General features: G+C 65.7%; 16 protein-coding genes and 1 tRNA gene. 8 read left to right on the top strand and 9 right to left on the bottom strand.

The annotated features are described in order from the left end of the window. Positions 1-40: 40 nt before the first annotated feature. The 7 genes from MSG_RS15745 to aceE form a co-directional block, all read right to left on the bottom strand. Entirely contained in the window at positions 41-1474 is a 1434-nt protein-coding gene (locus MSG_RS15745; protein ID WP_096441039.1) for an acyl-CoA carboxylase subunit beta, read from the bottom strand. Between the two features lie 48 nt (positions 1475-1522). After that, on the bottom strand, positions 1523-2776 hold the full coding sequence (gene kasB, locus MSG_RS15740; RefSeq protein WP_096441037.1) for a 3-oxoacyl-ACP synthase KasB: 1254 nt from the start codon (positions 2774-2776) through the stop codon (positions 1523-1525). A 30-nt stretch (positions 2777-2806) separates the two neighbouring features. Beyond that, positions 2807-4057 (bottom strand): 3-oxoacyl-ACP synthase KasA, encoded by a 1251-nt coding sequence (gene kasA / locus MSG_RS15735; protein ID WP_096441035.1) that lies wholly within the window; start codon positions 4055-4057, stop codon positions 2807-2809. After that, a complete protein-coding gene (acpM, locus tag MSG_RS15730; protein ID WP_096441033.1) occupies positions 4054-4398 on the bottom strand; it encodes a meromycolate extension acyl carrier protein AcpM in 345 nt (114 codons plus the stop codon). The genes kasA and acpM overlap by 4 nt, the downstream gene beginning before the upstream one ends. Before the next feature lie 76 nt (positions 4399-4474). Further along, positions 4475-5383: an ACP S-malonyltransferase gene (locus tag MSG_RS15725; RefSeq protein ID WP_096441031.1), complete on the bottom strand. Its 909-nt coding sequence runs from the start codon at positions 5381-5383 to the stop codon at positions 4475-4477. 140 nt (positions 5384-5523) lie between these two features. Then, a complete protein-coding gene (locus MSG_RS15720; RefSeq protein WP_096441029.1) occupies positions 5524-6858 on the bottom strand; it encodes a PucR family transcriptional regulator in 1335 nt (444 codons plus the stop codon). 72 nt (positions 6859-6930) lie between these two features. Next, the gene (aceE, locus tag MSG_RS15715) at positions 6931-9720 is read right to left on the bottom strand and encodes a pyruvate dehydrogenase (acetyl-transferring), homodimeric type (RefSeq protein ID WP_096441027.1); all 2790 of its coding nucleotides are present in this window, start codon (positions 9718-9720) and stop codon (positions 6931-6933) included. 170 nt (positions 9721-9890) lie between these two features. On the opposite strand from aceE, the gene MSG_RS15710 reads away from it, so the two are divergent. From MSG_RS15710 to MSG_RS15680, 7 genes are all read left to right on the top strand, one after another. Next, on the top strand, positions 9891-10478 hold the full coding sequence (locus MSG_RS15710; protein WP_096441025.1) for a hypothetical protein: 588 nt from the start codon (positions 9891-9893) through the stop codon (positions 10476-10478). Between the two features lie 79 nt (positions 10479-10557). Continuing rightward, positions 10558-10980 carry a DUF3052 domain-containing protein gene (locus MSG_RS15705; protein ID WP_096441023.1) on the top strand — a complete coding sequence of 141 codons (423 nt, stop codon included), beginning with the start codon at positions 10558-10560 and terminating at the stop codon, positions 10978-10980. Beyond that, the gene (locus tag MSG_RS15700) at positions 10980-11441 is read left to right on the top strand and encodes a peroxiredoxin (protein WP_096441021.1); all 462 of its coding nucleotides are present in this window, start codon (positions 10980-10982) and stop codon (positions 11439-11441) included. Before MSG_RS15705 ends, MSG_RS15700 begins: the two co-directional genes overlap by 1 nt. A 57-nt stretch (positions 11442-11498) precedes the next feature. Next, positions 11499-11573 (top strand) — tRNA-Val (locus MSG_RS15695). Between the two features lie 253 nt (positions 11574-11826). Continuing rightward, entirely contained in the window at positions 11827-12372 is a 546-nt protein-coding gene (locus MSG_RS15690) for an MmpS family transport accessory protein (RefSeq protein WP_096441019.1), read from the top strand. Then, entirely contained in the window at positions 12369-15299 is a 2931-nt protein-coding gene (locus tag MSG_RS15685) for an MMPL/RND family transporter (protein WP_096441017.1), read from the top strand. The genes MSG_RS15690 and MSG_RS15685 overlap by 4 nt, the downstream gene beginning before the upstream one ends. A gap of 196 nt (positions 15300-15495) precedes the next feature. Beyond that, complete coding sequence (locus MSG_RS15680) at positions 15496-16203, top strand: zf-HC2 domain-containing protein (protein ID WP_170063199.1); 708 nt, start codon at positions 15496-15498, stop codon at positions 16201-16203. A 7-nt stretch (positions 16204-16210) separates the two neighbouring features. Here MSG_RS15680 and MSG_RS15675 read toward each other — a convergent pair whose 3' ends face one another. Beyond that, positions 16211-16861 (bottom strand): DUF5134 domain-containing protein, encoded by a 651-nt coding sequence (locus MSG_RS15675; RefSeq protein ID WP_096441015.1) that lies wholly within the window; start codon positions 16859-16861, stop codon positions 16211-16213. 439 nt (positions 16862-17300) lie between these two features. Between MSG_RS15675 and MSG_RS15670 the strand changes: the two genes are divergently transcribed. Beyond that, the gene (locus MSG_RS15670) at positions 17301-19043 is read left to right on the top strand and encodes a cytochrome c oxidase assembly protein (RefSeq protein WP_408632012.1); all 1743 of its coding nucleotides are present in this window, start codon (positions 17301-17303) and stop codon (positions 19041-19043) included. Here MSG_RS15670 and MSG_RS15665 read toward each other — a convergent pair. Next, positions 19023-23192 (bottom strand): AMP-binding protein, encoded by a 4170-nt coding sequence (locus MSG_RS15665; RefSeq protein ID WP_096444583.1) that lies wholly within the window; start codon positions 23190-23192, stop codon positions 19023-19025. The genes MSG_RS15670 and MSG_RS15665 overlap by 21 nt on opposite strands. Positions 23193-23195 lie beyond the last annotated feature (3 nt).

Raw genomic sequence — 23195 nt, 5'->3', positions numbered from 1 at the left:
TGATCCTCGCTCTGGCGTTACGAGCGCGAGGCCGTGCGGCCTACAGCGGGATGTTCTTGTGGCGGCCGCGGCGAGCCGGTGCCTGAGCCAGCGCCTCGGTGATCCGGCTGCGGGTATGCGAAGGGTCGATCTTCTCGTCCACCACGCCGATCTCGATGGCGCTGTCCACCCCACCGGCGATCTTCTCGTGCTCGGCGGCTAACTGCTCGTGCAGCGCCTCGCGCTCCTCGTCGGACGCGGCGGCCAGCTTCTTCTTGTGCAGGATGCCGACGGCGGCCTTGGCGCCCATCACCGCGACCTCGGCGTCCGGCCACGCGAAAACCTTGGTGGCGTTCAGCGAGCGGGAGTTCATCGCAATGTAGGCCCCGCCGTACGTCTTTCGGGTCACCAGCGTGACTCGCGGCACGGTGGCCTCACCGAAGGCGTGCAGCAGCTTTGCACCGCGGCGCACGACGCCGCCCCATTCCTGGTCGACACCCGGCAGGTAGCCCGGCACGTCGACGACGACGATCAGCGGAATGCCGAAGGCGTCGCACAGGCGCACGAAACGCGCTGCCTTCTCGGCGCTTTCGGAGTTCAGGCAGCCGCCCAGGCGCAGCGGGTTGTTGGCCAGCACGCCGACCGTGCGGCCGGACAACCGGCCCAGCCCGACCACCATCGACGGCGCCCAGTTGGCCTGGAACTCGTCGAAAGAAGCGGCCTCGTCGCCGTCGGAGTCCAGGATCGCGGTGACGATCGGGTGGACGTCGTAGGCACGCCGGGACGATTCGGGCAGCAGCGCGTGAATGTCGGTGTCGCCGGCCTCGGCCTTGCTGCGGTCGAAATGCCCCTGCTGGCAGAACAAGCCGATCAACCTGCGGCCGCGCGCGTAGGCGTCCAGCTCGTCGTCGGCAACGATGTGGCACACGCCGGACTTCTTGTGGTGGGTTTCCGGCCCACCGAGCGAGGCCATGTCGACGTCCTCGCCGGTGACGCTGCGGACCACGTCGGGCCCGGTGACGAACACCCGGCCCTCGGGCGCCATGATGACCACGTCGGTCAACGCGGGGCCGTAGGCGGCGCCGCCGGCGGCGAAGCCGACGACCACCGAGATCTGCGGAATGTAGCCCGACGCGCGAATCATGGCCTCGAAGACCGTCCCGACCGCGTGCAGCGCCTTGACGCCCTCGGCCAGCCGGGCGCCACCCGAGTGCCAGATGCCCACGATCGGGCTCTGCTCCTCGATGGCGGTGTCGTATGCGTTGACGATGTGGCGGCACCCCTCGATGCCCATGGCGCCGCCCATCACGGTCCCGTCCGTGCAGAAGGCGATGGTGCGCACCCCGTTGACGGTGCCGGCGGCCGCCAGGACACCGGAGCGGTCACGCTCGTGCAGCAACTCGACCGTGCCCTCGTCGAAGAAGTTGCTCAGACGCAACAGCGGATCGCGGGGGTCGACCGACTCGCCGACTGCCTCGGGGGCCATGAGTGTCATCGCCAATCTCCTGTTTTCCGGTGAAGCTGGGGTTACTACCGCCGGGTCTTAGTACCGCCCGAAGGCGATCGCCACATTGTGACCGCCGAAGCCGAACGAGTTGTTGAGGGCGTACTGGTAGTTACCAGGCCGTGGCTTACCTGCAACCACATCCAAATCAATTTCCGGATCGAGGTTGACCAGGTTCAGCGTCGGGGGGATCACCTGATCGCGCAACGCGAGCACGGTCAGGATCGACTCCAGCGCACCGACGGCCCCCACCGAGTGGCCCAGCGCGGATTTGGGCGCGTAGACCGCCGGGATCTTGTTGCCGAGCGCCCGGTTGATGGCCTTGGACTCGGCCAGGTCGCCGACCTGAGTGCCGGTGGCGTGGGCGTTGACGTGGTCGATGTCGTTGGGCGTCAGGCCCGCCAGCTGGATCGCGCGGGTCATCGCGTGTCCGGCGCGCTCGCCGTTGGGGTCCGGTGCCACCATGTGGAAGCCGTCCGAGGTGATGCTGGCGCCCATGATGCGGGCCAGGATGTTGGCGCCGCGGGCCTTGGCGTGCTCTTCGGTCTCGATCGTCATCAGCGCCCCGGCCTCGCCGAACACGAAGCCGTTGCGGTCCTTGTCGAACGGGCGGCACGCGCCGGCCGGGTCGTCGTTGGTGGTCGACATCACGACGCGCATGGCGGCGAACGCCGCGATCGGCACCGCCTCGATCTGGGTCTCGACACCGCCGCAGATCGCCATGTCGGCTTCGCCCAGCACGATCTGCTGCCAGGCCCGGGCGATGCCCTCGTTACCGGAGGCGCAGGCCGAAACCGGTGTCATCACACCGGCTTTGGCCTGCCGTTCCAGGCCGACCGCGGCAGCCGCGCCGTTGGGCATGTACTTCTGCACACCCAACGGGGAGACGGCCTTCATGCCGCGAGCACGCATGTCGTCATAACTGAAAACCAGTTCCTCGGACGAGCCGAGGCCGGTGCCGATGGACACCGCCAACCGGGTGGTGTCCACTTCGGGCGAGCCGGCATTCTCCCATACCCGGCGGCCTAAGATGGTGGACATCCGCTGCAGGTAGCCCGTGCGGCGCAGCTCGATACGCGTGAGCTGGCTGTCGAACTCCTCCACGAGGTGCCCACCGATGCGAACCGGCAGGTTGTACTCCTCGACGAACGGGTCGTCGAGGATGCGGATTCCACTTTGGCCGTCTTGCAACAACTTCCAGGTGTTCTCCGCGTCGGGTGCCAAGGCGGTCGTGGCGGCGATGCCGGTGACGACCACATTGGGGAAAGCTTTCCCCGTAACCAGCTCTGTCATGGGAGTGACGAAGGTTCCTTCCTTGCTTCGCTAGTAACGCCCGAAGGCGAGGGCCACGTTGTGGCCGCCGAACCCAAACGAGTTGTTGATCGCATAACGGAAATCGCCGTAGCGAGGTTCGCCTGCGACAACATCGAGATTGATCTCCGGGTCCGGTGTTTCGTAATTCAGCGTGGGTGGGATGACGCCGTCGCGCAGGGCAAGCACCGTGAGCACCGATTCCAGCGCCCCGACCGCGCCGATGGAGTGGCCCAGTGCCGACTTCGGCGCGTAGACCGCGGCCTGCTCGCATCCGGCGACCCGGATGGCGTTGGCCTCGGCGCTGTCACCGATCGGTGTCGCGGTCCCGTGCGCGTTGATGTGGTCGACGTCCTTGGCGGACAAGCCGGCCAGCTCCAGCGCGCGCGTCATGGCCCGGCCGGCGCGAATTCCGTCGGCCGCGGGCGCCACCATGTGGAAGGCGTCCGAGGTGATACCGGCACCGAGCAGTCGGGCCAACGGCCTGGCGCCGCGGGCCTTGGCGTGCTCCTCGGTCTCGATGATCATCAGTGCCCCCGCCTCGCCGAAGACGAAGCCGTCGCGGTCCTTGTCGAACGGCCGCGACGCCCGCTCGGGCTCGTCGTTGCGGGTCGACATGGCCCGCATCATCGAGAACGCCGCGATCGGCAGCGCCTCGATGGGGCCTTCGACACCGCCACACACGGCGACATCTGCGTCGCCCATGACGATTTGACGCCACGCGTGACCGATCGCCTCCGAGCCCGACGAACAGGCCGACACCGGGGTGATCACCCCGGCGCGGGCACCGAGCTGCAGCCCGACGGTCGCCGCGGCGCCGTTGGGCATGATCATCTGAACGGCCAGCGGCGACACCTTGCGGGGGCCGCCCTCGTTCATCAGGTCGTAGCTCTCGACGATGCGCTCGGCGCCGCCCAACCCGGTGCCCACCACAACGCTGAAGCGGTCCGGGTCGAGTTCGGGAGTGCCGGCGTTGTCCCAGAGCTGACCACTCAGATACTTGGCCAGCCGCTGCACATACGACATGCGGCGCAGGTCGAGCCTGCCCATGTGCTCGTCGATGGGTTCCTTGAGATGACCGCCGATCTTGACGGGCAGGTCCCACTTGGTGACGAATTCGTCTTCGAGTACGCGGATGCCGCTTTCGCCGGCCAGCAAACCCTTCCACGTGCTCTCGATGTCCGGCGCGATGGAGGTCGTCGCCGCGACAGCGGTTACCACAACACTGGGGTAACCGCCATTAGCAGTGGAAGGCTTGGTCACTTGTCCGCTTCCAGCCTTGCCTTGACGTTGGCGACAGCCTCGGGGTTCTCGGACTCCAGCTTGGCGCGCAGGGCCGCGGCGGCCTCGGGGTCTTCTTCCTCGAGCTTCTGGATGTAGGAGACGACGTCACCGACGGTGCGCAGACCGGCCAGGTCCTCGTCCGGGATCTTCACGCCGTACTTGTCCTCGGTCTGCACGGCGATCTCGACCATCGACAGCGAGTCGATGTCCAGGTCGTCGACGAAGGACTTCTCCGGGGTGACCTCGGAGGGCTCGATACCGGTTACCTCTTCGATGATCTCGGCAATACCGGCAATGATTTCTTCCTGACTAACGGCCACAGCCTTACTTCCCTTCGTAATGTGTTGTGTGCAAATCGAATTGATGTGCTCTTTGGTTGTACCTGGACGGGTGGCGCTAGATGTCGGCCAACTCGTCCAGATCTGCGGGCGACTTGACGGCGCGCGTCGGAACCCCCCGAAGTTCTCGCTTGGCGATCCCGGCGAGAGTGCCCGCGGGCGGGAACTCCACGATCGCCTTGACAGTGTGCTCACGCAGATAGGCGGTGCACAGGTCCCAGCGCACCGGCTGGGTCAGCTGAGCGACCAGTGCTTCCATCGCCGCGGCGGCCGAGGTCACCGGCGCGCCGTCGCGGTTGGACAGCAGCGTGGCGGTGGGCTCGCTGGTCGCGATCCCGGCCGCCGCAGCAGCGTAACCCTCGAGGGCCGACGCCATGTACTTGGTGTGGAAAGCTCCGGCGACGCCGAGGGCGCGCACCCGGGCCTTGGCCGGCGGGTCTTCGGCGAGCTTCTCCAGCGCGGTCAGCGCGCCGGCGGCGACGATCTGCCCGGCGGCGTTGCGGTTCGCGGGGCACAGGTCAAGCTGCTCGAGGCGGCTCAGGACTTCGGCCTCGTCGCCGCCCAGTACCGCGGACATGCCGGTCGGCTCGGTGGCACAAGCCTTGGCCATCTCGGCGCCGCGGGTGGCGGCCAGGGAGACGGCGTCGTCGGCGCCCAGGACACCGGCGATGGCGTAGGCCGCGATCTCGCCGACGGAGTGACCGGCCACGATCAGTTCCTCACCCGCGAACAGGCCGCGCTTGGTGAGTTCCTGGTGGGCCAGCAGCGTCGCGGCGACGACCAACGGCTGTGTGACGGCGGTGTCGGTGATCTCCTCGGTCGAGGCGGTGGTGCCCAGTCGCACGAGATCCAGGCCGCTGGCCTTCGACCACAGCGCCAGCTGGTCGGCCGCACCGGGCAGTTCCAGCCACGGCAAGAGCATTCCCTCGGTCTGCGAACCCTGTCCGGGCGCAAGCAATGCAATCACGTGTCTAAGAGAACACTGTGGAAACGGTTTTGGCGGGTGTAACAGATTATGAACCTCGTCTTAGGTTTTTGTATACACCCTACAAAACACCCCCGTAAGCTACGCTTTTGAGACCGCCCCGCGATCTGTCGCCTAAATCACTATTGCGCTGATGGGGCCGCCGAAGCCGTTCTGACCGGGAGCGGGACCGCCGGCGGGGCATTGTTGGCGCCACCAAAGGGGTGCGTGGGGTAGTTGAGTTGGCCGACGGTGGCCGCCACCCGCAGCACGTAGGCGTCGCGCGGCTGGGTGGGGTCCCTGCCGGTGAAGTCGGTGATGCGCTTGAGTCGATACCGCACGGTGTTTGGATGAACGAACAACTTGCGCGCGCAGGCCTCGATCGCACCGCCAGAATCTAAGAAAGCGTCAAGGGTTTCAACAAGGGTGGGACCGGCGTCAGCAAGCGGACCCATGACGTCGGTGTGCAGGGCCACGATCGCCGACGCGTCACCCATCAGGGCGCGCTCGGGTAACAGCTCCCGGGCCAGCACCGGCCGCGGCGCGCCATGCCAGCCCGCGACGGCGTTCATTCCCGAAATCGCCTCGCTGGCACTGTGATACGCCGCCGTCAGCATCGGCGCGGTGGGCCCGATGACCACTGGGCCGTCCGAGAACGCGCTGAGCAGGTCGCCCAGGAACTTGTCCGTCGGCGACACCTGGCCGGACACGATCGCGACCAGCCAGGTGCCGTGCACGTCGGTGAGCGCCGCCCGCCCGTGATGTGCGGCGATGTCGCGCACGTGTTGGCTGGCCCGCACGGTGCCGTGACCGCCGGCGCCCTTCGCGTCGCCGTCGTCGCCGAGCGCCGGGATGCCCACCACGACCGTCGCCGGCGCGGTGGTGTCCCAGTTCAGAGCGGCCGCCCGGGACAGCAGCTCGGGCCCGGTGTCGCCGCGTACCACCGCGTCGACGACGCTGGCCTCCATCCGGCTGTCCCAGGTGCCGCGGGCCTCGGCCGCGTCGGCGTATGCGCTGGCGGCGGTGAAGGCCAGGTCGCGGCTGTACTTCAAAATGCCCACCGTGAGCGCGGTCAGCTGCTCTTCGGACCGGGCCAGAAGCGGCACCACCTCCTCGAAGAACTCCATCGTGACGCGGACCATCTCCACGGTGTGGCGCAGTGCGATGCGCTGTCGCAAGTCCTGGGGCACCAGCTCGAATGCCTGCGCGGTGTAGCTGACGTTGCTGTGCGGATCCTGCATCCACTCGACGAAATTCACCACCGCGGTCTGCACCACCAGCGCCACGCTGGCTCGCTGAGACGCTTCCAGGTCGGCGAAGAACGGCAACCGCTCCTGCATGGCCGACACCGCCTCGGTGGCCAGGCGGCCCGAATACTGCTTCAATCGCCGCAGCACCGAATCCGGGACCGTGTCCAGCAGTTTTAGGGGTGACCTGGGATGCTTCGCAAAGGGACCGGCGAAGGGGTTGTCATTCACCCCTAAAATCTACGCCGGTTTTCTGGAACTTCTCGCCAAAGCCGCGCCGGGTTGGGCGCCGCCGTCATACCGTCACGCGACTCCGGGGTCCGAGGTCTGCTTCGGGGCGGCCAGCACGTCGTCGATCTTGTACTGGCGGGCCGCCGCCAGCGGGACCGACGGGTCGATCTCGCCGTCGCGGGCCAGCGCCTCGAGCACCGCCACCACCTGCGACTCGGCGTCGGTGTTGAAGAACCGGCGCGCGGCGGGGCGGGTGTCGGAGAAGCCGAAGCCGTCGGTGCCCAGGGTCACGTAGGTGTTGGGAACCCACGGCCGGATCTGCTCGGGTACCGCGCGCATCCAGTCCGAGACGGCGACGACCGGCCCGGTGACCCCGGACAGCGCCTTGGCCACGTAGGGAGTGCCCGCGGGCTGGTCGGGGTGGCGCAGCTGCTCGCGCTGGACGGCCACGCCGTCGCGGTTCAGCTCGCCCCAGCTGGTTACCGACCACACGTCGGCGGCGACGTCCCACTCGGCGGCCAGCAGCTCGGCGGCTTTGAGTGCCGAGGGCATCGCCACCCCGGAGGCCAGGAGCTGGGCCTTGTTGGAGCGCTGCTCGGTGGCCGCGTGGTAGCGATAGATGCCGCGCAGCACGCCCTCGGGATCGAAGTTCTCCGGCTCCGGCGGCTGCACGTAGGGCTCGTTGTAGACGGTGATGTAGAAGTACACGTTCTCCGGGTCCTGCCCGAACATCCGGGCTAGCCCGCTCTCGACGATGTAGGCGATCTCGAAGGCGAACGCCGGATCGTAGGCGATTACCGCCGGATTGGTGGCGGCCAGCAGCAGCGAGTGCCCGTCGGCGTGCTGCAGGCCCTCACCGGTCAGGGTGGTGCGCCCCGCCGTGGCGCCCAGCACGAAGCCGCGCGCCATCTGGTCGGCCGCGGCCCACAAGCCGTCGCCGGTGCGCTGGAACCCGAACATCGAATAGAAGATGTAGATCGGGATCATCGGCTCGTTGTGCGTGGCGTATGACGTGCCGGCCGCGGTGAACGACGCCGTCGAACCGGCCTCGTTGATGCCCTCGTGCAGGATCTGGCCGATCTCACTTTCCTTGTACGCCAACATCAAATCGGCGTCCACGGCGGTGTACAGCTGGCCGAGCCGGTTGTAGATCTTCAGCGACGGGAACCAGGAGTCCATGCCGAAGGTGCGGGCCTCGTCGGGAATGATCGGCACGATGCGTGGGCCGATCTCCTTGTCCCGCAACACTTCCTTGAAGGTGCGCACGATCGCCATCGTGGTGGCGACCTCCTGATGACCCGACCCCTTCTTCAGCGGGGCATAGATGTCGCGGCTGGGCTGCTTGAGGGCCTTGGCCTTGGTCCGGCGCTCGGGCACAAAGCCGCCCAGCGTGCGGCGGCGGTCCAGCATGTACCGGATCTCGGGGGCGTCGGGACCGGGGTGGTAGTAGGGCGGCAGGTAGGGGTCCTCTTCCAGCTGGGCGTCGGTGATCGGGATCCGGATGGCGTCGCGGAAGTCCTTGAGATCTTGCAGCGCAAGCTTTTTCATCTGGTGCGTGGCGTTGCGTCCCTGGAAGTGCGCGCCCAGCGAGTACCCCTTGATGGTCTTGGCCAGGATCACCGTGGGCTGGCCCCGGTGGTCGACCGCGGCCCGGTACGCGGCGTACACCTTGCGGTAGTCGTGCCCGCCGCGCTTGAGGTTCCAGATCTCCGAATCGCTCATGTCGGCAACGAGCGCCTTGGTCCGCGGGTCGCGGCCGAAGAAGTGGTCGCGCACGTACGCGCCGTCGTTGGCCTTGTAGGTCTGGTAGTCGCCGTCGGGCGTGGTGTTCATCAGGTTGACCAGTGCACCGTCGCGGTCGGCGTGCAGCAGCGCGTCCCACTCGCGACCCCACACCACCTTGATGACGTTCCAGCCGGCGCCCCGGAAGAACGACTCCAGCTCCTGGATGATCTTGCCGTTGCCGCGCACCGGGCCGTCGAGGCGCTGCAGGTTGCAGTTGATGACGAAGGTCAGGTTGTCCAGCCCCTCGTTGGCGGCCACCTGGATCAGGCCGCGGCTTTCCGGCTCGTCCATCTCGCCGTCGCCGAGAAACGCCCACACGTGCTGATCGGAGGTGTCCTTGATGCCGCGGTCGTGCAGGTAGTGGTTGAAACGGGCCTGATAGATGGCGTTCATCGGGCCGAGCCCCATCGACACCGTGGGGAACTCCCAGAAGTCGGGCATCAGCCGGGGGTGCGGATAGGACGGCAATCCGCCGCCGGGGTGGCTGTGCTCCTGGCGGAAGCCGTCCATCCGGTCCTCGGTCAGGCGGCCTTCCAGGAAGGCGCGCGCGTAAATGCCGGGGGAGGCGTGGCCCTGGATGAACACCTGGTCGCCGCCGCCGGGATGCGAATTGCCGCGGAAGAAGTGATTGAAGCCGACCTCGTACAGCGCCGCCGACGAGGCATACGTCGAAATGTGGCCGCCCACGCCGACTCCCGGGCGCTGGGCGCGATGCACCATGATCGCGGCGTTCCATCGGATCCAGGCGCGGAAGCGCCGCTCGACATCCTCGTCGCCGGGGAACCACGGCTCGAGCTCGGTCGGGATGGTGTTCACATAGTCGGTGGACGTCAGCGCCGGGATCGCGATGCGCTGCTCGCCGGCCCGTTCCAGCAACCGCAGCATCAGATATCGGGCCCGCGACGGCCCCGAGCGCTCGAGCAACTCGTCGAAGGACTCCAACCACTCCGAGGTCTCTTCGGGGTCGATGTCGGGGAGGTATGACGCCACACCTTCGCGAATCACCCGAACCCGGTCGGGTTCGCTTCCGTTGCTTGGGGTTTTCGCCAGATCATGGCGTGCGAACTCGGTCGTCACCGCACTACTCCTGTTGTCGGCGGAACTACTGCATGCCCGTTCGTCACTATCGTGCCGTACCGCCGCCGGGAGCGGTAACCGCGGCCCGATCCCCGGCGAAGGTTGACCCGCGGCCGACAACGCGGCGCGTGCACGGCCACCGGCGGGTCGACCCGGTAACGTCAGCAACCGTGCCCACCGGATGGCGTGCTTTTCCTGCGAGCCTCGGGACGTTCCCGAGGCGAGGCCTGTTGGCGATCGGCTGCGTCGCGGCGGCGCTGATGGGCGTCGTGGGCTGTACGACCGTCACGAACGGGACGGCCAGCCCCGACACCAAGGTGGCGCCCGCCTACCGGCAATCGGTCTCCGCGTCGGTGTCGGCCTCGTCGGCGACCTCCAGCATCCGCGAATCCCAGCGCCAGCAATCGCTGACGACCAAGGCGGTGCACACGGCCTGCGACTCGCTCGCCACCTCCAGTAAGGACGCGATCGACAAGGTGAACATCTTTGTCGGGGCGTTCAATGCGGGCCGCAACACCGGCCCAACCGAGGGGCCGGCCATCGATGCCCTGAACGACAGCGCCTCGCAGGTGAGCAACAGCTTCAACGATGCGCTGTCGTCGCAGCTGAAGGACGCGTTCAACGCCTATGTCGACTCCGCGCACGACGTGGCGAACGCGATCGGCACCCACGCGCCGACGGGGGAATTCAACAAGCGGGTGGACCGGCTCAACAAGACAAAGACCGCGGCGCTGAAACTCTGCCTGGCTTCCTTTTGAGGCGGAGTATGGCACGGCGCCTGGCTGTGCGACGATAATTCCCAATCGCACGTCCCAGACGGTAGAAGGAGGCCCTACGGTGGTCGCGGCGGATGACGCCTCGAACTTCGCTCGCAAGCTGGGCGTGCAACGAGACCAAGTTGTCCAGGAGTGGGGCTGGGACGAAGACGTCGACGACGATATTCGCGCCGCGGTGGAGGACGCCTGTGGCGGCGAGTTGCTCGACGAAGACACCGACGAGGTCGTGGACGTCGCGTTGCTGTGGTGGCGAGACGGCGACGGCGACCTGGTCGACACCCTGATGGACGCGATCAGCCCGCTGGCCGAAGACGGCGTCATCTGGGTGCTGACCCCCAAGACCGGCAAGCCCGGTCACGTGCTGCCCGCCGAGATCGCCGAGGCGGCGCCCACGGCGGGTCTGATGCCGACCTCGTCGGTCAACCTCGGTGACTGGAGCGCCAGCCGCCTGGTGCAACCGAAGTCCCGCACCGGGAAGCGTTGATGCTCCCGGTTGGCACCCCGGCCCCGGATTTCACCCTGCGCGATCAGAACCAGCAGTCGGTCACGCTGAGTGGCTACCGCGGTGCCAAGAACGTGCTGCTGGTGTTCTTCCCGCTGGCATTCACCAGAATCTGTCAGGGCGAGCTGGACCGGTTGCGCGATCACCTCCCCGAATTCGAGAATGACGACAGTGCCGTGCTCGCGATCTCGGTGGGGCCGCCGCCCACGCACAAGGTCTGGGCGATCGAAAGCGGCTTCACCTTTCCCGTGCTGTCGGACTTCTGGCCGCACGGCGAGGTCAGTGCGGCCTACGGCGTGTTCAATGACAAGGCCGGCTATCCCGATCGCGGCACGTTCGTCGTCGACCGGGCCGGGATCATTCGGTTCGCGGAGTTGAAGGAGCCCGGGGAGGCGCGCGATCAGAGATTGTGGACCGACGCGTTGGCGACGTTGCAGGTCTGAGAGTTTGGGGCGCCAGGCCCGCGCCAGGTAACCTCCTGCGGGTCCGTTTGGTTTCAGGGGCGCGTAGCTCAGTGGTAGAGCTCTGGTTTTACACACCAGCGGTCGGCGGTTCGATACCGTCCGCGCCCACCAACGCCCATGGCGGCGACACCGTCATCGACCAGACCTGCCACGACGCCAAACACACTGCCGCCCAACACTTCCGAACGAGTCTCGCCAATGACAACCGCGTCCACGCCCGGCGCGCCGTCGCTGCGGGCACCGACGCGCGGCTGCTGCCGACGGCGGGAGAAGCCCGAGATCATCTCGCCGTAGTTTAGAGTGGCTAAGATTATCTCCGAGCTAACTGGTTGAGAAGCCTTCACCCCTGGTTAGGAAAGCGCCCATGACGACCACCGAGCCATGGAAAGAATCGCTAGCGTCCCAGGGTCCCCCGAGCAGCGCGGAAAAACCCCGTCCGGAGCGCGCCAAGAAAAAAGGGCTGTTCAGCCGGTTCTGGCTCGTCCTCACCATTGCCGCCGTCGTCGCCCTATCGGGTTTCATGGTTTACCGGCTGCACGGCATCTTCGGCGTCCACGCGGGTTCGTTCGGCGGTGGCGTAAACGGCGACGTGCTCGACCAGTTCAACGCCAAGACGATCACGCTCGAGGTCTGGGGCTCGCCGGGCAGCACGGCGACCATCAACTACCTCGACGAGAACTCCCATCCGCAGCAGGCCCTCAACGTCCCCTTGCCCTGGAGCACAGTATTGAAGTCGACGAAGCCCGGCATCCCGGCAAACCTGGTAGCGCAAGGAGACGGCAGTTGGATCGCCTGCCACTTCGTCGTGGACAACCACGACGGGCGCGGTGCGGTGATCAAGGGTGCTAATCAATCGCCCTCCAACGAGAACGTCAATGCCTTCGTCTACTGCCTGGACAAGTCCGCATGAGCGAGCCCACCGAGGTTGCGCCGCGCGTTGATCAGCCGCTGATCCCGCCGTTCCTGCCGCGGATGATCCACCGGCTCGCGTTGCCGATCGTTGTGGTGTGGCTGGGCGTCGTCTTCGTCACCAACACCATCTCTCCGCAGCTGGAGGTCGTCTCCAAGAGGCAGTCGGTGTCGCAGAGTCCCAGGGACGCGGTGTCGTTCCAGTCGATGATGCATGTCGGATCGACGTTCAAGGAGTTCGATACCGACAGTTCGGCAATGATTCTGCTGGAGGGCGACAAGCCCCTGGGGGCCGAGGCGCATCGCTACTACGACGAGATCGTCAAGCGACTCGAGCAGGACAAGAAACACGTTCAGCACATCCAGGATTTCTGGAGTGATCCGCTGACCGCGGCCGGCTCCCAGAGCCACGACCAGAAGGCCGCGTACGTCCAGGTCTACCTCGCCGGCAACATGGGCAGCGCCAAATCCGGCGAATCTACGGACGCCGTCCGCAAAATCGTCGAATCGGTGCCGGCGCCGCCCGGAATCAAGGCTTACGTCACCGGGGCGGGTCCGCTGTTTGCCGATCAGTCCCACGCGGGTGAGAAGGGCGTCGCAAAGGTCACCATGGTCACTTTCCTGGTGATCATCGTGATGCTGCTGTTCGTCTACCGGTCGGTGATCACCATGCTGATCATGCTGCTCATGGTCTTCATCGAGTTGGCCGCGGCCCGCGGTGTCGTTGCGACGCTCGGAAACTACGGGATCATGGGCCTTTCGACGTTCGCCAACAACATGCTCGTGCTGATGGCGATCGCCGCCGGAACGGACTACGCGATCTTTGTGGTCGGCCGTTACCACGAGGCCCGCGGTCTCGGCGAAGACCGCGTCAAAGCGTTCTACACGATGTTCCACAGCACGGCCCATGTCGTGCTGGGTTCGGGGCTCACCATCGCCGGCGCGATGTACTGCCTGAGCTTCTGCCGGTTGCCGTATTTTTCGTCACTCGGCGTCCCCTGCGCCGTCGGCATGCTGGTCGCGGTGCTCGCGGCCTTGACCCTGGCCCCGGCGATCCTCACCGTGGCATCGTTCTTCAAGCTGCTGGACCCCAAGCGACAGCTGCAGACTCGGGGCTGGCGACGCATCGGCACCGCCATCGTCCGCTGGCCCGCACCGGTTCTCGCGGTGACGATCGCCGCCGCGCTGGTCGGCCTGCTCGCTTTGCCCGGCTACAAGACGGATTACGACACCCGCCACTTCCTGCCGGCCGACACCCCGGCCAACGTCGGTTATGCGGCTGCCGACCGGCACTTCAACCAGGCTCGGCTCAATCCCGAGCTGTTGATGATCGAGACGGATCACGACCTGCGCAACCCGGCCGACTTCATCGTCCTGGACAAGGTCGCCAAGGCGGTCTTCCACATCCCCGGCATCGGTCGAGTGCAGACCATCACCCGGCCGTTGGGCACGCCGCTCGACCACAGCACCCTCGGCTTTCAGATGGGCGCACAGGCCGCGGGCCGAATCCAGACCGAGCACTATCAGGACGAGCAAGCGAACAACCTACTGAAACAGGCGGCCGAGCTGACGAAGACGATGGCGACGCTGCGTGAGCAGATGCAGGTCACCCAAGACCTCAGCAACACCACGCACGAAACCACCAGGCTCACCAAGGAAACCGTGAAGATCACCGAGTCGTTGCGCGATCAAATCGCCAACTTCGATGACTTCCTGCGGCCGATCCGCAGCTACTTCTACTGGGAGAAGCACTGCTACGACATCCCGGTCTGCTGGGCACTCCGATCGATCTTCAACGCACTCGACGGCATCGACCAGATCGCCGAGAACATCGTGAACCTCAGCGCGAATCTCGACAAGCTGGACCAGATCCAGCCCAAGCTGGTCGCGTTGATACCCCCGCAGATCGAGAGCCAGCAGCGCAACCTCGACACCATCATGTCGAACTACGCGACCACCAAGGGTCTCAACGACCAGGCGAAAGCGCAGGCCGACAACGCCACCGCGCAGGGCGATGCCTTCGACAAATCGAAGAACGACGACACGTTCTACCTTCCGCCGGAGGCGTTCAAGAGCCCGGATTTCGCCCGGGGTCTCAAACAGTTCATCTCCCCGGACGGGCATGCGGTCCGGTTGATCATCTCGCATGAGGGCGACCCGGCGACTCCCGAAGGCGTCAGCCATATCGAGCCGATCAAGCAGGCCGTGCACGAGGCGATCAAGGGTACGCCCTGGGAGGGCGCCAACGTCTACCTCGGCGGTACCGCTGCGACGTACAAGGATATGCACGACGGCTCCAACATCGACCTGCTGATCGCCGGAATTGCCGCGGCCACACTGATTTTCGTCATCATGTTGGTGATCACTCGAAGCGTCGTCGCGGCCTGTGTGATCGTCGGTACGGTGTTGCTGTCGCTCGGCGCCTCGTTCGGGCTCTCCGTGCTCCTGTGGCAGTACATCTTGGGGATCAAGTTGCACTGGATGGTGCTGGCGATGGCGGTCATCCTGCTGCTGGCGGTCGGCTCGGACTACAACCTGCTGCTGATATCGCGGTTCAAGGAGGAAATCCACGCCGGGCTCAAGACGGGGACGATCCGCGCGATGGCCGGTTCGGGCTCGGTGGTGACCGCCGCCGGGCTGGTGTTCGCCGCCACCATGGCCACGTTCGCCTTCAGCCCGCTGCGGGTGATGGCACAGGTGGGTACGACGATCGCGCTGGGCCTGTTGTTCGACACCCTGATCGTGCGGTCGTTCATGACACCGTCGCTGGCCACCTTGCTCGGGCGCTGGTTCTGGTGGCCGCAGCACGTGCGTCCGCGGCCGGCCAGCACCATGCTGCGACCGTACGGACCGCGTCCCGCTGTGCGCGAGCTGATCCTCAGCGGCGTCGACGAAAGTCCACCGGGTGGACTGGTCAAGAAGCGCTAAAGCGATGCCGGAGGCATGATTTGGGCGCTGGGGGGCTGCCAACGTCGCGGCCGCCGACGTTCACGGTCGGGGATTTGAGCTTCTCGTGCCGTCCACCTGGACACGAGGCCGTCAGCATGGCGCACATGATCCGATTCCGCACGGCGCTTTGGGAACTAAAAGGGAACGTTCGAAGCAATTGCGCGATTATATGGGCGTGGATTGTGAGCTAGCCCGTGAAGCGTTGTCGGCACGACTCGATGGCGAACGAGAACCGGTGCCCTCTGCCCGAGTCGACGAGCACGTCCTCGGGTGTGCCGAGTGCCAAAATTGGTTTGACCACGTGGCCACGGATGCGCACGGTCTGCGCCGGCTGGCGCGGTCTCGGCCGGATCTGGCGCGCCCGCGTCCTTTTGCGATCGGGGGAGTGATGACGAAGCGACCACCCAAGCTGACCTGGCCGCGTTGGGCCCTGGTGTGCGCGGGTATCGCGCAGGTTGCGCTGGCGATAGTGCAGGGGCTTGGGCTGAGTGTCGGATTGGCGCACGACCACGCTAATTCCGGGCACCACCTGCTCAACGAGTCCACATCGTGGTCGGTTGCACTCGGTGTGATGATGGTGGGCGCGGCACTGTGGCCGGGTGCCGCGGCAGGCCTCGCAGGCGTTCTCACGGTATTCGTCGGTGTTCTGACAGGTTACGTGATCGTTGATGAGCTCTCGGGCAACGTCACGATCGTTCGGTTGCTGACCCATGTCCCGGTGGCGGTCGGGGCCGCCATGGCGGTCCTCGTCTGGCGGCGTCATCCGACATCCCGGCCGACATCGGACGGGATCGAGAACGAACCCGATATCGTGTTGCCGCACAACGCATCCCGCGGACGGCGGCGCGGCCATTTATGGCCGACCGACGGATCCACGGCTTAGCGGGTCATTACAAAATCATGGCAAACATGATGGCCATGCCAGCTGCCATCATCGCCTGGGTTACCGACCCGGTCAATCGATAGAAGGACGATGTCGGCTCCGTTTTCCGCATAGCGAGGTATCGATAGACCCACCAGGCGGCGGCGACCCCGAAGCCTATTGCGCAAAGCCAGTTCACTGCGTCGATCGACGCGGGATGCCCATTGCTCGACGACGCGGCGGGCATATCGGGCATGTCCATCCCGGGCATGCTCATGTCCGGCATGCTTGCGTGCGGCGGTTTGACATTGTCCGAGCCGTTGGGTGTGCCGGTTTGACCGGGAAGCAAAGTGCCGTTCATCAAGGCATACATCCACGCCATCGCCAACATCATCAGGGCGTGGTAGCTGTCGAGGCTGCGGTGATGGGCGACCTTGACGGCGGTCGCTGCGAACCAGGCGGCGGCAAGCAGAAAGAACACCAGGGGAGCGGCCGTGGGTAGCGTCATGCCCCAGGGCCAGACCATAATCACCATCGCGACCGACATGACGAGGTGCAGCACTTCGCGCACAGTTGGTGTCCATGCACGAGGGCCGGTGGCGACCGCGAACAGACATTTTGCGGCGCTCAATACGAACAGCACCGTAACGATCCACCGCAGGACGGTGTTGTGGATCACCGGTAGTGGATCCGCTCAGGGACGCCAACGTTGTCCCCCGCATCGGGTGGTTTCGCTGAGCCGGCCGGACAGACATGGTGGTCCATGTGCATTAGTCGGTACCGATCGGTCAAAAGTTCCGGGGACACGGCTCGTCTACGACGACGGATCGTAGACTGGCGGTATCACACCAGCTTTTGGGCGAAAGGTCGCGGCGACAGTGCAGTCGAGCCAGACAGGTCCGTCGGATCCGGCGGACCGACGTTGGCCCTGGCAGTCGTTAGCTGCGGGCTGTCTGACCGCGCTGATCGGTCTGTGCTGCTATGCGCTCACAGGTGGCGACCGTCGGTACCTGGCTAGCGGCGAGGCGTATCCGGGAGCCGCAATCGCGGCGGCCGAGCCGCTCGGCTACTTCATCGCAACCTTGGCCGCGGCAGTCTGCTTCGGTGGACTGCTCCACATGGTGGTCACCGCGTGCCCCAACACCCACGGCGTCATCGATGAACGTGCGTTCCGCATTCACTTGATAATCGAGCGCTTGTCGGTGATCTGGGCGGTTGCGGCGGCAGTAATGGTGGTCGTTCAGGCGGCCAGCAATGCCGGCGTTGCGGCGCCGCGGCTACTCGCCGGTGCTGCGTTAGGCGACGCGATTCTTGCGTCCGAGATGTCGAGGGCCTGGATCGTTGTCACCGTTGCGGCCCTCGTCGTTGCGGTCGGCGTTCGGATCTCCGTCCGTTGGGTCCCGCAATTCATGCTGTTGTTGCCGGCCGTGATCGGAGTGCTCGCCGTGCCCGTGAGCGGTAACGCCGGGCAAGGGCCCGACCACGACTATGCGACGAGTGCAGCCATCGTGTTCGTCGTCGCCGTCGCAGCGTTGACGGGAATCAAAGCAGCCGCGGTGGTCAGTCCGCCCGCCGGCGCCCTTGCGCGACGCGTGCTGACCATTGAAACAGTCTGCGGAGCAGTCAGTCTCGGTTATGGCGCACTGCTGCTGCTGACGCTGACGAATCCTGGGGACCTCGCCGGGACGGGCTACGGTCGTGCAGGCATCGCCGCTGCCGTCGTGCTGGTCCTGGTGTGGCTCGCCGATCTCGCAGCACTGGGGAGCGCGCGTGCTCGTACGATGCCGAACTCCTTTTCCCGCAACAGTATCCAAGCGGTGTGCATGATCGGGGTTGTCGCGCTGATTTCGTCCATGGCGACGCAGACCGCGCCGCGACTGCTTACGCATCGGTTTACGACATGGGACGTTTTCCTCGGCTATACGCTGCCGGGACCGCCGAATGTGCTGATGATCTTGACCTTTTGGCGGTTCGACACCTTCCTCGGCACGGGCGCGGTGACCTTGGCTGTGGCCTACGGGCTCGGGTTTCTCCGCCTGCGCCGACGCGGAGACCATTGGCCGGTCGGACGCTTGGTCGCCTGGCTGGCGGGATGCCTGGTCTTGGTCTTCACCAGCGGCTCCGGGGTAAGGGCCTACGGATCGGCGATGTTCAGCGTGCACATGGCCGAACACATGACGTTGAACATGTTCGTGCCGGCGTTGCTGGTGCTCGGGGGGCCGGTGACCCTGGCATTGCGCGCTCTGCCGCCGGCCGGCCAAGGCCAACCGCCCGGCTTGCGAGAATGGTTGCTGTGGCTGGTGCATTCGAAGGTGACGGCCTTCCTCGCACATCCCATCACGGCCTTCGTGCTATTTGTGGCCTCGCTTTACCTGGTGTACTTCACCCCGCTCTTTGACACCCTGGTCCGCTACCACTGGGGCCACGAGCTGATGAGCACGCACTTCTTGCTGGTCGGCTACCTGTTCTTCTGGGGCATCATCGGTATCGACCCCGGACCCCGCAAGCTCCCGTTTCTGGGCCGGCTCGGATTGCTGTTCGCGGTGATGCCTTTCCATGCGTTCTTCGGCATCGCGACCATGACGATGACCTCAGTGATCGGCGGCCTGTACTACCGCTACCTCGGCCTGCCGTGGCTGTCGAGCCTCAGCGGCGACCAACATCTCGGTGGGGCGATCGCCTGGGGTTCCAGCGAACTGCCGGTGGTGTTGGTGGTCGTCGCTCTGGTTGCCCAGTGGGCCCGTGAGGATCGCCGGGCGGCGGCGCGTTCGGACCGCCATGCCGACTCGGGTTATGCAGACGACGATCTCGATGCCTACAACGCCATGCTGCGCGAGCTGTCACGTAGCCGGCGCCGATAGGTCTCGTACCGCGACGCATTGGGCGAGCAGCGCGCGCACCGACAGCGGGTAGGGGTTCGCATCGAGGTCGGCGACCGATACGGCATCGACGGCGATGCTCGGGTAGTTGGCCAGATACTCCGCATAGGGGCGCCCCCCGAGTCGCATGCCCAGGGTGATCCACCCGTCAACCACCGACCACCTTCGCGGATTGTTTTTCGCCCAGTCGCTCTGGTCCAGCCGGTATTTCCACTCGAAAGGATCGAGGTCTTCCGCGGCGAACTCGCTGAGAAACTCGGCGTAGGGCACCACCGCACCGCGCACCGCAGTGATTTCGCGTCCCAGTTCGGCTCCGCCTGCCGACTCTGCCAACAGGCCCAGGACGGCGTTTGCCGCCGCCAAGCCCGTGGTGACCTCCTCGGTCAGCGTCACCGTGGGATAGGCGTGCAGCGCGGTGCACGCATCGACGAGTGACACCAGGATGTCGGCCGAGTCGTGGATCTGGTCTGCGCGGCCAAGCACTCGTGGCAGCCGCGCGATGGCGAAGTCGAGGTCGCCGGTGGCGGCGACGACCAGCTCCGCGAGCGACTTGGATGCCGCGTAGGGATATGGCGCCGCGCGGGGGTCGATGACGCGTGCAGCGTTGACCTCCGCATTGACGACGAACGTCGACAGGTGCACCAACTTCGCACCAAGACTTGCGCATGTCTGGGCAATCATGGAAACAAACTCGACGTTGGCCAGCTGCAATTGGCCATAGGGCACAAGCACATTGGTATTGCCGATGCAGTTGATGACCGTTTCCGCGCCGACGCTCCGCAACAGCCCATCGACGTCCGTCGTACCGAATTCGGGTGCGACGTGTTCGATTCGGACGCCTTCGACATCGCGCAGCGACGTCCACGGATCGGTTTCAGGAAGCGGTGACCTCGTCACCAAAACCACTTCACGCCTGAAGGCTCCTGACCGCCTGAGGTCCAAAACTGCCTGCCCGAAACCGGTGCCAAGAATTCCCGAAGCTCCAAGCACGACGATTGCTTTCCGCCCGGTGGATTTCGATGCGCGTCTGGGCGCGGGGACGTGTGGGCGCAACGCGGCGAGGGTGCGGCCGATCTCGTCGGCGGTGCCCGAATCCATCCATGCGTCGCTCGTGGCCGCACTGGCGGCCAGCTGTTCGGCGGAGTCGGCACTTATCAGATCCAGGAGCGTCAGGTGCCTGCCCAGATAGCTTCGGGTATCCGGCAGGATTCTGATCAGGTCCAACGAGCCGATCCCCTCCTCGAGCAGCGATGCGTCCGGCCGGACAACGCGTCCGAGATGCCGGCTCCAGATCTTTGTCAGACCAGCCGCTCGTTCCCTCGCGCCGGCACCAATCTGCTCGGTGTCGGCAAACTCGGGCTGTGCGCGCAATTTGTCGCTGTCGATTTTCGCATTGGGTTTCCTGGGGATACTCGTCAAACCGATGACGAAAAACGAAGAGACCCCGACGCTTACGAGAATCGACCTGATGCGTGAAGCCAGCGGGGGATCGTCGGAGCCCGCCCGGGTCAGTTGGCTTTCGAACCACACTCCGAGGCGTCCGTCGTGAAGCTCCACTGCGACATCGAACACCGCAGGATCACCGAGGATTCGACGTGTTACCTCTGCGATGTCGATGCGCTTTCCAGATACCTTGACGATGGCGTCTTTGCGTCCCGCGAAGACGGGGAAACCGTCGTCGTCGATCACGCGGTCGGCGGTCGCGAACGCATGGCGCTGCGAACCGTCCGCCAAGGTCACGGTGCCGAAGCCGCCGCTCTGGCTCCCGAGATAACCGCACACCAAATCCCCGACGATGACCACTTCGCCAAAGGCGACGAACACCGTGCCGGGCAGCATCGGCGCGCCCAGCCTGCGTCGGGCGCTGCCTTCGAGGGCGGCGCCGCCATGGCAGATCGGTAAATAGCTGACGACGACCGTGGTCTCGGTCGGACCATAGGTCGAGATTAGTGAGACTCGTTGTGAAACACCGGAATCGATCCACGCATCGACGGCACTGGTACGGATGGCCTCGCCGCCGACAATGACCTGTCGAAGTTTTGAGCGCCGGATTGCGTCGATGGCATGCGCGTCCTCGCACAGCAGGTGCCACACGGCAGTCGGCAGGTCGACGATTGTCGGCGTGTTGGCCACGAGATCGCGCGCGAGCGCCGTGAGGTCGCCTACTCGCATCGCCGTGGATCGGACCAACGCCGCCCCACAGGTCGCGGCCCCGAAAATCTCCTCCGCGCTGATGTCTGACGTCAACGGGGCGCACTGCAGGACTGTGTCGTGTCCTTTCCAGCCGTAGACACGAACAACCGCCTGACAGAACGCCGCAAGCGATCCGTGTGAGACCTGCACCAGCTTCGGCTGCCCCGTAGAGCCCGAGGTCGGCATGATGTACGCCGTGTTGCCGGCGAGCAGCGGATCTCGGGCCACCTGCGCGATGCGCTGGTCAGCCAGCAGCTGTTGGTCTTCGTCGGCCACCAGCGCGGGCCGGGTAGCGGCCACGTCGATCACCCGTGCGAAGCCGCCATCGCGATGCGCGGCAATGGCTTCCGCTCGCGGACCAATCTCGTCCGCGGTGTCGCACACACTGTAGCCGCAGCCGGTTAGGTGACAGGCGATCAAAAAGTCGACGGTGTTGTCGGTATCGTCGTCGGCGATGACGAGTACGTCGCCGGGCCGAGCACCGCTGCGCACCAGCAGCGCAATCCAGGAGTACACGCGGGGGCGTTTCTGCAGAGTCCTGCGCACGCCCCCTGCTGGGTCTAGAAACCACGCCGACGCCGCGGGGTGTGTCGTCTCCAGCGGGTTGTTGTCGCGGCAGAGTGCCCCGTCCGCGCCGATGCACATCCATTCCTCGACGGCCATGGCGATCGGGTTATCCCATAGCGCCGCCATCGATTCCAATGCCGTCGCTATCCGGCGTGTGATTCCCGCCGTTTTCGCCGGCAGGTCTGCGCGGTTCCAGATCGCCACGCTGAGGGTGCGCTGTTCTTCGTCCTGAAGGCAGGCCACGGTCATCCCGTCGACCGGCCCCACGTCCGTTGCGATCGGTGCCTCCGACAAAAACGGACGAAGGCCGGGCGCGCAGGGTTCGCGAAGGAAGTTCAGCGTCAGCGTCTGCACGTGAGAGGTGCGGTTGACCGCCATGTACATCCGGCGGAAATGTTCCTCACGGAGCCATCGACGTCGCACGGCCTTGACGTAGCTCCGGTCTAGGTCCCGAACGACATCCCGCACTGACGCGAACGGAGCAAACCGGATCGCGTGCGCGACCGAATTCACCAGGCAGGTAGCCACACTCAGATCCGGATCGCCAAACCGATTGTCCACCGGGTAAACCAGCAAGCCCTCGGTGCTCTGCCGGAGGCTCGCGTCGACCGCGACGGCCGCCGCAGCCACCAGCACGTTCAGAGGCACTCGCTGGCTCTCCGAGAGAGCGACGATTGCGTCGTAGGCGCCGCCGGAGATCCGCGTTGACTCCTGTAAAACTCCCTTGGCGGCTGCCCGCGGTGCGTCGTTCGAGCCTTGAACGCTCTGCCGCGCCTGGTCGGCAAGCTCACGTTGCACGGCGTCCGCGAGGCGCTGCCGCGACTCCTCCACCCTGCTGGCCTCGCGACGATGTGCCTGTGCCAGCTTGAGCATTCCCTCTGTGATAGAGGGAATCTCAGCCGGAGCATCTGTCGACAGGTGGCGCGCCAGATCGGCTTCGATCATCGCGGTTGCGCCGCCGTCAAGCAGGATGTGGTGCGTGTGAACGTCGAGGCCCGACACATAGCCGTCGTCGTCGGTGCGCACGGTGTGCCGCACCAGCGGCTTGGCGAGGATGCCGGTGGACCAGGTGCTCTCGATCGCGTCGTCCGGGCGGTGCCGGCTTTCGTGGCGTACACGCACGATGTCCTCGGGCCGCAGCCGCGCCACGAGCTCGGGATAACCGGCCTCTGCCGACGACTCCCTCGCTTCGAGAACGCAGAGCTGCACCGGGTTTTCGAAGATCGCGCCGTTCAGCGCGGTCAGGAAGGAGGATAACTCCTGTCGCCGGAACCGATAGCTCTTGCCGATCAGGTACAGCGCGGGGTCGCTGTCCTGCATCACTCCGTTGTAGATGTTCTGTTGCGATTTGCTGAGGTCAACGCGATTCATCTG

Origin of the sequence: Mycobacterium shigaense (assembly GCF_002356315.1) — a bacterium.
Classification (GTDB): domain Bacteria; phylum Actinomycetota; class Actinomycetes; order Mycobacteriales; family Mycobacteriaceae; genus Mycobacterium; species Mycobacterium shigaense.
Note: the sequence above shows the minus strand (reverse complement) of the source record. Positions and strands in the feature narration are given on the sequence as shown.